The sequence below is a fragment of the Candidatus Thermoplasmatota archaeon genome, assembly GCA_029907305.1.
In the GTDB taxonomy this organism is placed as follows: Archaea; Thermoplasmatota; E2; order DHVEG-1; family DHVEG-1; genus JARYMC01.
The window spans coordinates 1-15,068 of sequence record JARYMC010000001.1 but is presented as its reverse complement, the minus strand read 5'-3'; the positions used below and the strand labels follow the sequence as shown (position 1 = coordinate 15,068).

At 37.0% G+C, this 15,068-nt stretch carries 13 protein-coding genes, 1 tRNA gene and 1 pseudogene; 4 read left to right on the top strand and 11 right to left on the bottom strand.

Features of this window, described 5'->3' with window-relative positions; translation table 11 throughout:
• The 4 genes from QHH19_00075 to QHH19_00060 form a co-directional block, all read right to left on the bottom strand.
• The gene (locus tag QHH19_00075; GenBank protein MDH7516744.1) at window positions 1-3,411 is read right to left on the bottom strand and encodes a polymorphic toxin-type HINT domain-containing protein; all 3,411 of its coding nucleotides are present in this window, start codon (window positions 3,409-3,411) and stop codon (window positions 1-3) included.
• A gap of 127 nt (window positions 3,412-3,538) precedes the next feature.
• On the bottom strand, window positions 3,539-4,453 hold the full coding sequence (locus QHH19_00070) for a type II secretion system F family protein (protein ID MDH7516743.1): 915 nt from the start codon (window positions 4,451-4,453) through the stop codon (window positions 3,539-3,541).
• 4 nt (window positions 4,454-4,457) lie between these two features.
• Window positions 4,458-5,297 (bottom strand): type II secretion system F family protein, encoded by an 840-nt coding sequence (locus QHH19_00065; GenBank protein MDH7516742.1) that lies wholly within the window; start codon window positions 5,295-5,297, stop codon window positions 4,458-4,460.
• 10 nt (window positions 5,298-5,307) lie between these two features.
• Window positions 5,308-7,641, bottom strand: a complete 2,334-nt coding sequence (locus QHH19_00060; protein ID MDH7516741.1) for a type II/IV secretion system ATPase subunit — start codon at window positions 7,639-7,641, stop codon at window positions 5,308-5,310.
• 270 nt (window positions 7,642-7,911) lie between these two features.
• On the opposite strand from QHH19_00060, the gene QHH19_00055 reads away from it, so the two are divergent.
• Window positions 7,912-7,983, top strand: a tRNA-Arg gene (locus QHH19_00055).
• 295 nt (window positions 7,984-8,278) lie between these two features.
• Here the strand turns inward: QHH19_00055 and sepF are convergent.
• Window positions 8,279-8,647, bottom strand: coding sequence for a cell division protein SepF (gene sepF / locus QHH19_00050; protein MDH7516740.1), 369 nt, complete (start codon window positions 8,645-8,647; stop codon window positions 8,279-8,281).
• Between the two features lie 53 nt (window positions 8,648-8,700).
• Window positions 8,701-9,198 carry an RNA-binding protein gene (locus QHH19_00045; GenBank protein MDH7516739.1) on the bottom strand — a complete coding sequence of 166 codons (498 nt, stop codon included), beginning with the start codon at window positions 9,196-9,198 and terminating at the stop codon, window positions 8,701-8,703.
• 108 nt (window positions 9,199-9,306) lie between these two features.
• Here QHH19_00045 and QHH19_00040 point away from each other — a divergent pair, with 108 nt between their 5' ends.
• Window positions 9,307-9,525 (top strand): small nuclear ribonucleoprotein, encoded by a 219-nt coding sequence (locus tag QHH19_00040; GenBank protein MDH7516738.1) that lies wholly within the window; start codon window positions 9,307-9,309, stop codon window positions 9,523-9,525.
• 15 nt (window positions 9,526-9,540) lie between these two features.
• The gene (gene rpl37e / locus QHH19_00035) at window positions 9,541-9,705 is read left to right on the top strand and encodes a 50S ribosomal protein L37e (protein ID MDH7516737.1); all 165 of its coding nucleotides are present in this window, start codon (window positions 9,541-9,543) and stop codon (window positions 9,703-9,705) included.
• Between the two features lie 405 nt (window positions 9,706-10,110).
• Here the strand turns inward: rpl37e and QHH19_00030 are convergent.
• The 4 genes and pseudogenes from QHH19_00030 to QHH19_00015 all read right to left on the bottom strand — a co-directional run bounded on the left by QHH19_00030 (window position 10,111) and on the right by QHH19_00015 (window position 13,572).
• Window positions 10,111-11,153 (bottom strand): annotated as a pseudogene (locus tag QHH19_00030) (ABC transporter ATP-binding protein).
• Window positions 11,150-11,587: an ABC transporter permease gene (locus tag QHH19_00025; protein ID MDH7516736.1), complete on the bottom strand. Its 438-nt coding sequence runs from the start codon at window positions 11,585-11,587 to the stop codon at window positions 11,150-11,152. Before QHH19_00025 ends, QHH19_00030 begins: the two are co-directional and overlap by 4 nt.
• Window positions 11,588-11,608: 21 nt before the next feature.
• A complete protein-coding gene (locus QHH19_00020; GenBank protein MDH7516735.1) occupies window positions 11,609-11,974 on the bottom strand; it encodes a hypothetical protein in 366 nt (121 codons plus the stop codon).
• Between the two features lie 182 nt (window positions 11,975-12,156).
• Entirely contained in the window at window positions 12,157-13,572 is a 1,416-nt protein-coding gene (locus QHH19_00015) for a C25 family cysteine peptidase (GenBank protein MDH7516734.1), read from the bottom strand.
• A gap of 146 nt (window positions 13,573-13,718) precedes the next feature.
• Here QHH19_00015 and QHH19_00010 point away from each other — a divergent pair, with 146 nt between their 5' ends.
• Entirely contained in the window at window positions 13,719-14,441 is a 723-nt protein-coding gene (locus QHH19_00010) for an HAD-IB family phosphatase (GenBank protein MDH7516733.1), read from the top strand.
• A gap of 17 nt (window positions 14,442-14,458) precedes the next feature.
• On the opposite strand, the gene QHH19_00005 is transcribed toward QHH19_00010, so the two are convergent.
• A partial coding sequence (locus tag QHH19_00005) for a serpin family protein (protein ID MDH7516732.1) occupies window positions 14,459-15,068 on the bottom strand: 610 nt, incomplete at its 5' end.

Genomic DNA, 15,068 nt, shown 5'->3' with positions numbered 1-15,068 from the left:
TCATACAAAACTGATCTGAATCGCGGTATGTGAAAACACAAACCACAGTTTAGATGTAGAAGAAGAGGTATAAAACAATGTGTCACCCTGCCTCTCAAAAACAGGGTAGTTAATCCTGAAATATTTTAACCACAAATCAGAGTTGTCACCATAAAACTGTAGTCTAAGATTATAAACATAATCCTTTTCTCTTATACTGTTTACGTTAACAACGGTTTTTACCCTGATCCTAAAACCATTGCTTCCCCCTGCTGAAAAAGGTGATGCAACAATTTGTATCGCATGCATTGAAAAAACACCTCCACCAGCATAAATAGGTGGTGTTTTTTTCAGATATTTATTTATGTTGGGATCAGAATATAAAAGCCCGCCGTTTTCAATTGTTGAAATATAGGTTCCGCTACTAGATGGAGATTCGTAGGTTAAGGAATCAGAATCCAGGAGGATGATGCTACCAAAACAATAACTATCGTTATATAGGTCTATTTGTACTGTTCCTCTGAACGAGCAATCACATAGTTCTCCCCCGTAATAAAGCCCGTATACCTCGGCTCTAGTTAAAATACCTTTTATCATTGTGATATTAAAAGATTCATCTCCCTCACAACTAGATGACCCACAGTTAACCCGATATCTGTTGTCTCCTTCGTGTGTTGGTGTTATTGTTCTATTCCACACTATTCCTTCATGTATATCTCTTATTGAAAAATAATCACTGTAATCATATATATTCTGGTCAAAAACACTAGTTATCTTTATCCTATAGATGAATTTACCACTGGATAGATTCTTTGGTATAACCCAGTTAAATGACCCGTTTTTATCGGTTCCACTATAGTTTATGGGCAGCTCCACGTAATCATACCCATCTATTGCTCCATAACAAGGATCTTTTCCTATATATAACTCAATAGTTACGTTAGTACCTTTTAACTTTGGTCCATAGTACCATTCTATTTTATGGGTGATCCCTTTTATCCAGCTGTCACTATATTGAGGTGAAACAACCTCCAAGTCGTTTATAAGAGTTGTAAAACTAGAGATATTTGGGTCTCTATATCTACATTTATAGCCTCCTCCGTATACGGCTTCGTATACTGCGCGGTAATAGTATTTTGTACCTGGTTTTAACCCATCAATGGTTATATTAAAATCATACGTACCAGTTCCATTTGTCCAATCACGGTCTTTGGATGCAGTGCCACATGCTGGGGTTAGACCATAATCAAACCAAACCATACAGTTTTCTCCAGTTGTAGTATGTGTGAGAAGTCCTCTTAGTGTCGCATCCCTTGAACGATTCACATTTGGTGACGGATAAGTAAAAATGATTGGTGCATCAAATGTTTCCTCCTCTTTAGTACATGTGTTTCCAAATGGAGCAGTTGCACTACCATTTGATATCCAACCACTATTACGAGCATATGCCCATGCCTTGTAATAATAGGTTGTCCTTGGTGTTAGACCAGTATGTTGAAAACTTTCACCCTCGCAATAACCATCTATGCCTACCTTGTTACGGCTTTGGTTATAAGGCTCTGGATTCCATGGGCTTGGCGGTGGGGTTGTAAACCATTCAATGTATGCCCCCTTTGCGTTATCAACTAGATCCCATTTAAGAATTATATCCCTAGGTGTAACAGCAGTTGCATTAAAATTGGTTATCTCCCCAGGTGTAAGGAAATACATGATAGACCCGTTATTTATGTAATCAGTGGATTGGTATGTGCATTTTATGCTCGCACGGTACTCATACAGACACCCAGGTGAAAGCCCTTGTATAGGTTTGCTGAATTCTCCATTTGTCGTCATATTTATGTTTGGCCATCCTGTAAAAAACCAGTTGTCAGTACCATATTTTCTATAATAAAAACCATATTTACAACCATTACCATATGAGACTACTTTGCCCTTAAGAGTAGCACGGTTTTTCTGGACATTGGTTGCACCAAGTGTTTCTGTTTTCAGGTATATGATTTCTAGTTTTGGTCTCGCGATATCACCAGTATTCGGATCTTGAACAGTGGTTTCATTTGAGGTAAAATTAGCTAAAAAACTCCGAATAACTCCATATTGGGGATCTTCATATTTTAGTAGCCACCCATGATTTGGTGCGTCATTTAAAAATTTTATTACATCGCTTTTTACATCCAAATAAATCCATGCAGGATCATAAGGGGGATCCTTACCTATGTTTGGCATTTCTGCAGAGGCTGTAACAGCATTATCGTAGTCCCCTCCCAGGATATCCCACTTTTCATCATCTGTTGAATTAAACCAATTTGCGTTCCCTCTTATCCCTTCATCCGGTCCATTTCCTTCCTTCCAATCACGCTTTAACCTATGGCATTCAAGTTTTTTACCGGAAGGATTATCATACCACAAATTTTTATATCCCCACTCGTAATAATATAAGCCTAATTTCGCGGATACTATGGTTGAACCAATCGGGATGCTTGTTAGATCAAATTTAATGAGAATATGTTCTCTCCCCAAAAATATCCCAAATAGATCAGCGAGTAGATCTACACTAAGTTTTGGAGATCCACCAAAATTTAGGTACCGATGATCTTCACCAGTTTTAGTGTTGTGAAATTCCCTAATATGTGTATCCTTTTCAGGGTATAGAACCAATTTATTTTCAGGGGATTGCACATCATCATTATGCACAAGAACATCAACACCACCAACTGATACAAAATACGTATGACAACCTTCAACTTCTAAATCAAAACTCTGCTCCCGCTCATATATTTTTTTAATAGAAACAACCTGATAGTTAGAACCCATATCCTTACCAAACAACGGGTCCCCGACTCTTAGATTACCGGCATAAACCCATCTACCATTAGAATAAAACCTATGATTAGGAGTAACCCTCAAACCATCATTTATTACAAGATAATAATCACCCATCTCACTAGGATGATGAGCAAAAACATTAACTACCCTACAGGAAACAACCCTGCCAAGATGTTCATCATATGATAAAACCATGTCACCAATATTTATCTCTTCAATGTTCTTATAAGACTCATCTGCCATCAAAACCTTTGTCCCAGCTAAAAAACAGGTATCCAAACCAGATACAGTGAAATCATAACCCTCATCATATGAATACGTAACAACAACCCTGTCTTTTCCTCCTTCGTCAACACCAGCAGAAACACTACCCTTACTAACACCTAACGTGTTTATTCTACTATCATTAACATAGGAATTAGTCAACTCACCTATAGAATCAATAAATGAGGTGAACTGGTTTAAAGAGTTTTCTATGGATGTAACAGTGTTAATCTGATCAATATATGGTACACCCCAGACGAAAACAGCGGTCATCGTGGAAGTAACAATCATCAAAGCTAAAACAGCTGAGATCACAGGTGAAACCGCTCTGTTATTTTTCTTCATACCATTTTCACCAGATGTGCAACACACCCCTCAATACGCTATACTTTATCTAAACTAGTATTTAATCATATCGTGACGTTTTGTCATTTCTGACAAAATTTAAACAAATTTTTTTTTTTCATAACCTCTACAACCCTATCACAAACTTGAACACAACCCATGTCACCAGAGACATTATAAAAACATGTTTTATCCCTGAGGCAACATTCCCCTCCTCAAAAACACCTGTCACCAGCCCCATACCGATACTCTGAGAAAGGTTAGCATAAAAAAACACAGGGACTATGTCTGCTTTTGTGATCATCCCTTTTCCACCTGTTGCAGCTGAAAGAGCTGCGGATCCTTCACCAGTCATAGCAGGGATAAGGGTAACACATAATATGGCGATTATCAACAGAAATATACCCATACCAACATAGATTATTGCCACGTAGGACATCATATTTGATCTTCTCTCACGCTCCAACAACCTTATCTCCCTTGCATCCCTAGATGCAGCATCAAGCACATCAGCAACGTTACCACCACTACGGCTAGCCTCAATAATCAAAGAAATAATCCTCCTAATTAACCTTGTGTTAACCCTCTTGGCAAAAGCAGCCAGAGCCTCCTCCACGCTACTACCCCAGGATATCTGCTGTGATATCTTTTTTATCTCAGATGTTAAAACACCATAGTTCCCCTTAGATGCATACAAGATTGCTTTTGTGAAAGTCATACCAGCACGCCTAGACTCAGCTAGGTCACGGACGAAATCAGGGAACCTGTCATCTATCTTACGAACCCTACGCATATGAAAATATTCATATATACCAAATGTTCCTGTGCCAAGGAAGATCGCGAAAAGGATGAAATCCAAGGATGTACCGATACGTAGAGGTCCTATAACAAGTGGGCCCGTCAAGCCCAGATGAACCAACAGGGCAAAGATAATAAAAATTATAGCAGGTATAGTCACACATAGGTATATTATTAGTCTGGTAAGCTGCCCTGTGAGAATCAGGTTTTTTATCAAACTAGGTTTTTTTATTTCCGCAACCATTTTTTTACACCCTCGTAGTCATAAGCGCAATAACCACCGCAAACCCCACATGTATTAGGGGTATAACAAAAAAGGAGAAGAGATTCATAATAATCAACTGACCTGTACCACTTTGGGATATCATCATCATAAGAGGTATAATTATTATAACCAACAGTATACCTGCAACCGCTGCTGTAACATAACACTCAGCCATGATCCCTAAACTTTCTATGAGTTGTTTCTGCGCCAACCTGTTTTCACGCATGTACTGATCAGCCTTTGCCATAAAATATGGTTTAAGGCTACCACCTGATTGAACGGTTACAACAGCACCCTGTAGAAACTCTTTGAACTTAGCAGAGGGAGTCCTGTTTATGTTTGCTTTTATAGCAGAGATGATATCTTTACCTAAGAGGCTGACATCACGGTATATCCAAAGAGCCTCATCCCTTATCTCACCATAGATATCCTGTTTAGAAAGACTTTTAAAGATCTCTGTAGGCGTTATACCAGCGGATGACATAGCTGAAATAAAATTAAGCGCATAAGGTAGATGCAAATCGATTTTTTTACCACGTGCCCTAGCCTTTAAACCAGGTGCATGCATATAATAAAGATAGATACCGAGAGTTGCAAGAGCTGGGAATATTGCTAGTAACAAGGTTATAACTAGCTCCATTTTAATTAGCATGATAAAAGAAAGATAAAGTAAAACAGCTATTGTACCAGCTAATACGGTGTTAACCCATGCATATGAGAGGTATGCACCGGCGCGCATCTCAATGTGTGCGCTCTCAAGGTTTTGTTTAAGCTTTTCAGTAACCGCATTTTCCGCGACATCACCTAGTCTCCTGTAACACATTTTCTGGTAATTAGTTAGAGGCATCTTTTATCACGTTTTCATCTTTTTTTTGTTTAACTAATTTCATAACCTCTTCAGGGTTTTCAGCATACTTTGATATAACCCTTGCTACTTCTTTGAATGTCCTAACATTTTTTTCACGCATCCACTCTAGGATCTCAGCTCTTTTTCTAAGCTCATTAACAATCTCCTCTTTGTTCATATCCCAGCGGGCCCGTATACCCTCTAAAACATAGCTTTTACCAGTGTAGATGAACTTGTCCTCAACAGGATCCCAGTGGAAAGCCTCGTTTGTAAGAATCTCTTTTGTCGTAGGATCTATGTCTATTATCTCAATGATCTGCTTGCATCTCCTAACACGTTTACCTTTAACACGCGTGGTTATATGAATGGTTACAATATCAAGCGACTGTAACATAATCCTAGGTATCTCAATGGGTTTACCCTCAAGCCTGTGTATAAGTGATTTAGCTGAGTCTGCGTGTACTGTTGAGTATGTTGCGTGTCCTGTTGCCATTGCTTGGAATAGTACGTATGCTTCTTTTCCTCTGATTTCTCCTACTATTATGTATTCTGGTCTCTGTCTTAGTGCTGCTTTCATTAGGTCGTACATGTCTATTTCTCCGACCATTTTGTCTTGTACGATTTCTCCGAATCCTGTTCTTGCTACTCCTGGTATCCAGTTGGGGTGTGGTAGGTTGATTTCACGTGTTTCTTCTATGCTTACTATTTTTGATTCTCGTGGGATAAACAGTGAGAGTGCGTTTAGTACAGTGGTTTTGCCACTGGCTGTTCCACCTGCTATGAGTGTGTTAACACCGTTTTCAACAGCAAGCCACATATAAGCTAGCATCTCTGATGACATCGTGTTAAACTCAACCAGATCAGGTGGCGAGAACGGGTTTTCCCTAAACTTCCTGATTGTAAACGTTGAACCCTTAGCAGTGATCTCATCGCTAAGCGTCATCTGTATCCTTGAGCCATCTGGCATTGTTGCATCCAGCATGGGTTCCGCTATGCTTATGTGTTTACCACATTTCTGAGCAAGCTTAAAAATAAAAGAAGAAAGCTCATCCTCACTTTTAAAATCAATATTGCTCTTAAGTGAACCATACTTCCTATGATACAAAAAGATTGGTATGTTAGCTCCATCACATGATATGTCCTCAATGTTAGGATCCCTCATAAGTGGATCTATTTTATCAAGCCCTAGAGAACTTTTTTCGATATAATACAATATCTTTTTTTTAGACTCATCTCTTATTTTAAGACCATACTCTTTGATAACCTCATCCACTTTATTTACCAGATACTTCTCATCACCAGTTGACTGCATCTCTAAATAATTTATTGATAAAGTAGTTAGGGTTTCTGTGATAAATTTTACCAGCCTTTGTTCTTCTTCATCTAAATCAACTTCAACTAAAAAATAGCGTTTATCAAGGCTTTCTTTTTCACGTAATATTTCTACATAAGCAAACGGCTCTTTTAGTGGATAAAACTCTAGCTCCTCCCATTCGTTTTCTTTTAAACCAAGCTCCTTAATTATCATGGATTTGTCTTTGAACAGTTCCTTTGGTATCTCAGCCTCAACCATGTTCTCGTTTTTAATCTCTGGTTTAGCCTGGAAAGGCAATGCTAGATCCTTTTTTTCTTGATCAGTTATCCTCGGGCTCCATCCACCAAAACTTATATCCACCTCATCAAAAAAAACATGTTCTAAACCATTTTCTTGAACATTTGCCGTCAAAATGTCTGTTAAACTTAAATCATCTTTTTCAGATGAATCCAACAGGTTAGTATCAGTTTGCGGTTCAGTTTCATCGTATTCTTCTTCTGGTAATTCATCTGGTTTTAAGGTTTTTTTTCCTATTCTTAGTCTTAATTTTCTATTTTTAGCAGTTTTCTCTTTTTTTGTTTTTTTGTCTACAGTTTTGTTCTTTTCTAAAAGGATTTCTTTTTTCTTAATTCCGCTGTTTTCTGTTTTTATCTCCCCTGTTTTATCATCATATTTTGAAAAAATTATTTCATCTATTTTTTTATCTATAGAACCGTTTGTTTCCTGGTTTTTATGATTGGTTGGTTGTTCTTCTATAAATTCTTTTTCATCTTCTTTTAGATCTTTAGATTCAGTGTTATTGTTTTTTTTCTCTTTTAGGAAATATATGGCTTCTCCTTGTTTGTTTTTGAATGAGTATCTTTCTACAAGGTTTTTTTCAGCTGTTGTTTCTTTGTTTTTTGTTATGGTTTCGTCTATCTTTTTTTCTATTTCTAATAGTTTTTTTTCATCTATTTTTGAGGAGGATGATGTTTTTTTGAATGGTTTTTCTCTGTCTTTTTTCAAGACAGATTCCTCCTGTTTGAAAACGATTTTTTTTACTTTTTTATTTCCTCTTATGTAACGCATCCGCATCCCTGTTACATCTTTAAGACTTTGTTTAGTTTAATCTAAATATAACTAACATTTTCAACTTCTATGTATGCATCTCATCCGCTTGGTTTGATATATTTTATGTCTATTTATATCTTTCTTTTATTAGTTGGTGTTGAATAATTTTTTTTAGACAAGTTTATATCAGTATGTGGTAATTGTGCTTCTGAGAATTTTATATAAGGGCCCATGAGGTAGTGGATATCCTTCCGGCCTTCGGAGCCGGATACCGGGGTTCGAATCCCCGTGGGTCCGTTTTTCTTGGTTTTTTTTTTGTGTGTGTGTTTTTTTTCAAAAAGATAATTTTACACGATAACTATATATATTACATTCTACAAAGTATAACTTAGAGGGATCTGGAGTTTTTATTTCTTCCTTTCATCTTACCATCCACATAACCCAGATTCCCCCCACCTTTTTATTTAAAAAAAAAACATTAGGATAAAAGGGGCAGACTAGAAAAAAAAAAGTTTTTTTTGGTAAAAAAAAGGAGTAAAGAAAAAAAAAGAAGGTTTTTTTGTGAAAGAATTAAGAAAACTAAAATTTTTTTTTAAGCGTATCTCCCACGTATTTTCCTTCTATCTATTTTCACACCAGATGGAGAAACAATCATCAAGTTATTCCCAATCCCTGCGATGTCACCATTTATCTCAGAAACAAGTTTTTTTAGGTCATTTGTTATCCTTTTTAGAATAACCTCTTCCTCGGCTATAGCAGCGAAATCAAGTATTAAAACATTCCCGCCGTAAACATAATCTGTGAGCTCTTTTAAATCCTCATACCTCTGTATCTCACCAACCCTCACATACATTTTTGCTGGCTGTGGTGTTTCAGTTGATTCCACATATTTCTCTAGATCAATATATCCTCCAACATCACCTGATTTTTTATCACCCCAAATCTTATTGACAATTCCCATACCGGTTTTCATCTCCTGATTATTTTAACCATTACTCTAAAATATATTTGTGTTTATAAACTTTTGGAGATAAGATTCCACAGCCTGTCACCAACGTAATGAACCACTTTCACTGCTTTTCCTTTCTCTTCTTTTATCATCTGTTCACTGTTCATCAAAGCGAAACCTACCGCTAGGGGTTTTTTGTGTTTCTCATCGCACACCCAAACAGGATCACCCTCGGAAATCCCTTTATCAGCATCAACTACTCCTGGTGCCATAACGTCTGCCCCGCTTGTGACAAAACTGACAGCGCCCATGTCAACTACTACAAATTTTTCTTGTGGCCTAAATTTATTAATACCGTTTAGTGTAAAAACCATCTGTTTTTCATGGAACATAAAAACTGGTTTGTTTTCAACAAAAACCAGTTTGTATCCCTCTACCTCACCTGTTTCAACGTTTGATTTTTCTTCAAAAAAACTGTGGTTGTAGTTTTCCCTGATTTTATTTATTAGTTCTCTAACTTCTTTTCTTCTAAGGGTGTGTCTGTTTTTTACTTTTATCAGCATCAGACATGTTAGTTCTTTTTTGTTTTTTAATGTTACCCAACATTTTTTTTTTGTTTGTCCCAAATCCTTATAAACACGATGTTTATTTCGTGTTTCCTAGGTAGCTTTATGGAAAAACCACTTAAGATACTGCATGCTAGTTTAAACAACCGTGTCATCGTGGAGCTTAGAGGCGGAAGAGGATATCATGGTATCCTTGATGGCTATGATGTCCCTCATATGAACCTTGTTCTCAAAAAAGCTGATGAGATAGTGAACGGTGAATTAGTTAAGAAACATGATACAATTATTGTTAGAGGGGACAACATAATCTATATATCCCCATGAAATGAGGTTTGATTTATGACGAAAGGAACATCATCCCATTTTGGCGGCAAAAAAACCCATACGATTTGTAGAAGATGCGGCAAGCATTCTTTTCATATGCAGAAGAGGAGATGCTCTTCTTGTGGTTTCGGCGAGTCAAGTAAGTTGAGACATTATAACTGGGCTAGGAAAAAACAATAAATAATTTTTTTTTCTAACTTTTTTTATCTGTTTTCTTTGTATTTTTCAAGAGACAAACGACCATTTTTACCCCAAAATGAGCTGTAAATTTTTATCTCAACATACAAGAATATAGCTAAGATAAGTAAGGCAATAATGTACCCCCAATGTGATGATAATACCCTTATTATCTCAAGTGGAATGAGTGTATCAATCAGCAATGCAAAAACAAAAAACATGGATTTTAGTACTTCCTATTACAATGGTCGCATCATACTTTTTAAGATATTTTCACGTCTTCTTTTTAAAAGATAATGCATAGTCCTATATAGTGAACCTGTGTGTGATTTTTTTCTTGGAGTTTGTTTTTTATTTTGAGAACAGAAAGGTTCTTTTTTTGAAAGATTTTGTCTAATGAAGAGATATCTAAGTTTCATTGGGTAAACACGCTACATAATGGTCTTTTTTTACTTCCTTTAAAACCGGTTCAACTTTTGAACATTGCTGGGTCGCATGGTCGCATCTGGGATGGAATCTACAACCAGAGGGGGTTCACAAGACTAGGGACTTCTCCTTTCAAGGGAATAAATTTTCTTTTTAAAAGAGGATCTGAGATAGGAATTGCTGAAAGCAAAGCTTTAGTGTAAGGATGTATAGGTTCTTTGAATATTTCTTGTGTTGGCGCTAGTTCAACGATTTTCCCTGCGTACATTATAGCTATCCTGTCACTGATATGTTTGATTACACTTAAATTATGGGTGATGAATAAATAGGTTAACCCAAATTTTTTCTGGAGATCTTTTAACAAATTGAGAATTTATGCTTGAACTGAAACATCTAATGCTGAAGTTGGTTCATCCAGTATAATGAAATCTGGATTTAAAGCGAGGGCACGTGCAATGCCGATTCTTTGTCGCTGCCCTCCGCTTAACTCATGAGGATACTGTTTCGCTACTTGTTCAGCATTTGGTATTTTAACCATTTTCAGTGCTTCGATCGCTTTTTCCAACGCTATCTTTTTTGCTTTTTTCTGTTGCTGTCTTTTTTTGATGAGACTCAATCTACCAAAAGGTTTTTTTCCATCACCTTCTAATGCCTCATGCAATAAAATAACCTCGGCTATTTGATCTCCAGTAGTATAAGTTGGGTTTAACGCAGTCATAGGTTCTTGGAAAATCATTGAGATGTCTTTTCCTCTTATATGTTGCATTTCTTCGTTGCTTTTTAATAGGAGATTTTCATTGTTAAATCGTATTTCACCACTAACAATTTTACCAGGAGGGTCAGGTATTAAACGCATGACAGCAAGAGCAGTGACACTTTTCCCGCATCCTGTTTCACCAACCAGTCCAATGGTTTCCCCCAGGATGTATCTCAAAACTAACATCTTCTAAAGCTTTCACAGTTCCTTCATAGGTTTCGAAATACACTTTGAGGTTTTTTACTGAAAGAAGCGGCTCTGTTGTTATGTTTTTCCTCCTCCTCTTCTTAACCCTGGATCCAGAATGTCTCTAAGTCCGTCACCTAATAAATTAAAACCTAACACTGTGATGAATATAGCAAGTCCAGGGGATATCATCATCCAAGGATAGTTCATAAAATAATTTCTTGAATCTGAAACCATTCTACCACATTCAGCAGCTCCTGGTCCAGCCCCGAAACCTAAAAAACTTAATCCAGCAGCAGTAAGAATTGCATTACCAAGATCCATGGTTGTTTGAACAATAAGTGGTGCCATAGAATTTGGTAAAATATGCCTAAAGATAATTCTAGTGTCTCCAGCCCCTACAGATTTAGCTGCTTCTACATATTGGTTTTCTCTTACAGAGAGAATTTGCCCTCGAACTAAACGAGTATAAGCTGGCCACCAAACAACAATCATTGCTATCATAACGTTTTCGATACTTTTCCCAAGGATCGCTGCCTACCCCATCACAAGGATTAGATATGGGATTGAGAGAAAGATGTCTGTAATTCTCATAATAAATTCATCTATATATCCACCATAGTATCCAGCAAAAGCACCAAGTATTATTCCTAAACCCAGACCACCTAATACAACAATTAAACCAATTTCTATAGAGATTCTGGCACCCCATAAAACCTTTGTGAAAACATCTCCACCGGTTTCATCAGTTCCAAAAAGGTGTTTCCAACTCGGCGGTTGTTTACTTTCACCCCATATGTGTTCCTCAGGGCCATATGGGCTGATAAATGGGGCTAATATTGCTGTAAGAACAAGTATAAGAATAATTATAATCCCAACAATTGCGAGGGGGCTTTGTCTAATTAGATGTAGACTGTATCTTAATTCTTTAACGCGCGGTGATAACCATTTTTTAAAATATTCTCTTTTTTCTTTTGAAAAAATACTCTTTTTTGTTTGAGGCTGATGTTGAAATATTTTTTTCTACAATCAAAAAAAAAATGAGTAAGAGCAGAGTTTTAGATTGACTAAATAAATTCTTTTTGTTATGAGTACCCACCTATCTTCAGGCTAGGGTCACCAAACAGTGTCCATTGTTGCACTGTTTTCGCATCATACGCATAATCCCAGCCTGCTGGTGTTGACCAGTTTATCGGGTAGTTGTTTAGGTAGTTTGTTATAGCTTTTCCCCATACCTCACCAAGTATATCGGTTCCGTTTATACCGTATTCATAGAAGAACTGTGAGTCCAGGAAATCACTTGCTCCTGATTGACTGGTTTTATCCTCTTTTGTCATACCAAGTCCTGTGTTACCAATGGTTGCTATGCTCCCACCAGCTATTTTACATGTCATCTTCCAACTCCAGCACTCTGGTAACCAGGTTGAGTAATAAATTGCTTTTTTCCCGTATTTCAGCAGGTTTGTTAACGCTACATCAAACTGGCTGTTATGACAACCACCAACAACACAAATCGGGTACATGTTTTTGTTTTTCAGTTTACTAATATCAGTTTTTAATAACCCGTTTGTCCAGTTTTTTTTGTCATTTGGTGGATGCGTACTCCATATACCAGGGTTGCCGTGTCCATCAAAAAACAGGAAACCACAGCCATTGTTTACAGCGTTTATCACATCCTTTGGACCTGTTAATGTACCGGTTGATGTCCATAGTGTAACATTTTTGAAACCAGACATGTAGCTCAGAGCAGTCTTTGTGTTTTCTTCTCCTTCGAAAGGATCTGTTGAAAAATTGTATGAACCTGGTGGGTAGGTGTCACCTGCGACTACAACCATTGTTTTAAACCATTCTTTACCATATGTTGTTATCTCATATGTTATAATTTTGTTTACCATGATATTTACTTCAAGGTTTGTCCTACATGCTAGCCTACCAACATAGACATCTGGGTAAAGATCTATGTCCCTGTCTTGTGCCTCATCCCCTTTCCATTCCCCGAATTTATCGTTATCATTTGAATTCCAGCTTGAGAAATTACCGTTTTTGTCATATATGTCAGCGTAGTACAACTCTGAGATGAAACAGGGTTCAGGGAAAACAGGCCATGGTTCATCGTTGTAAACATACCTTATTGGCATCTGCCTGAAGTTGCCTACTAGCATAACGTATTTGATCCCCCATGTTTCAACAGCATTTTTTATGTAGTATTTTATTTTCTCTGGTTTGTCTCGCCCTTGGTTCCCTATTTGTTTGTACACCTGGTCTAGTGTAACAATTTTTGTTGGTACGCCGACGCTGTTTTTATGGTTTATCAAGGGTTTTAGTGATCTAACAAATTTTTTTGGTGTTATTATTAGTAGTTTATAGTTTTGTTGTTCATCGTTTGTTTGTTCTGCTATATCATCTGTGTTTGCTGAGTTCACAGCTGGTGTTAAGGTGAGTGTTAAAAATAATGTGACTATGGTTAAAACCATGGTTTTTTTTAGGTTATGTTTTTTCATATAATCTTATAACCCCCTTTTCATATAATTTTAAAACCCAAATATAATAATATATTTATTGGTTTATAAATGTTTACCTTATGGCTGGGTTCGATGAGGGGGATCTATAAAAGTTATTATAACAGTTTTTGTATGTGTCCACTCTGATGGATCAGAAGTGTAGGTATCATTGTTATAGGAGAACTAGGGGGTTTAATAGTGTTAACAAGAAGAAACCTGGTAAAATAAAACTAGTGGTTTTTGACATGGATGGTGTACTCACTGATACTATTAGTTCATGGAGGTATGTCCATGATTTTTTTGGTAGCTCAAATGATAGATCAGTGGATGCTTATCTTAGGGGTGAGATTGATGATTTGGAGTTTATAAGAAGGGATGTTTCTCTCTGGCGTGTTGATGGTAAACCTGTTAGTTTTGATATGCTTGTTGAGATCTTGTCTGGTGTTCCTCTTATGAGGGGTGCGAGGGAATGCATAGGTTCACTCAGAGAGCATGGTGTTAAGACTGCTATTGTTAGCGCTGGTCTTGATATACTTGCTAGACGTGTTGCTAGTAAGACTGGTATAGACTATGTTTTTGCTAATGGTTTGAAAACTGATAGGAATGGTTTTGTTACTGGTGAGGGTTTGTTGAATGTCAGGCTTATGTATAAGGAAAAAAGTGTTAGGAGGCTTTCTGAGTTGAGTAAGGTTCCACTCGGTGATTTTGTTGCTGTTGGTAACTCTTGTTTTGATATACCCATGTTTGAGGTTTGTGGTGTTGGTATAGCTTTTAACCCCGGGGATGATTGTGTACGCAAAGCTGCTGATTATGTTGTTGAGTCAAGGGATCTCACCAAGGTTTTGCCTTTTATTGAACGTTTTCTGTAACCAAAAAAAACTTTTTTTTATTCCGCTGTTGTTGGTTTCATGATTTTTCCCATAAATATTATCGCACCTGTTTCTTCGTGTTGAATTAAAAATATGAATGGGTGGTCTGCGTTAAATGTTTTATCGATAGCTTTTGTTACTACTATGACGCCTGTGGCTGCTGCTGCTTCTGTTCCTTCTTCGTTTACCTCTACGAATGCTTTGTGTAAAACATTGCTTATGTACAAATATTTTGTTCCATCCATCCCTGAGAAATCTGCGATGTCTGGTGTGAATGCGTCTTTCATCCCCATGTCAATTAGGATGTTGTTTAGGTTGTATTCTGTTTCGAATTTGAATTTTGGTATGTTTATGTTTATCTCTGTTTCTTCTAGGTTGTTGATCCAGTTTACTAGGTTTGCGTGGTTCAGCTCTGACTCAGCTAGGGTGATGTTGTTTTCTTTTGGTAATATTATTATCATTGATAGGTCGTTTCCCTTGTATGGCATTTTTAGTATTTGTAGCTCACTGGTTTCTGTGTAGTTGAATTTTATGCCTGTGAGGTGCATCATGTCTACCTTGATCGTTTCATCCTGGTTTATTTTGAAGTCTTCTTTGTTTGTGTTATCTGGGTTGAACTTGTTTGCC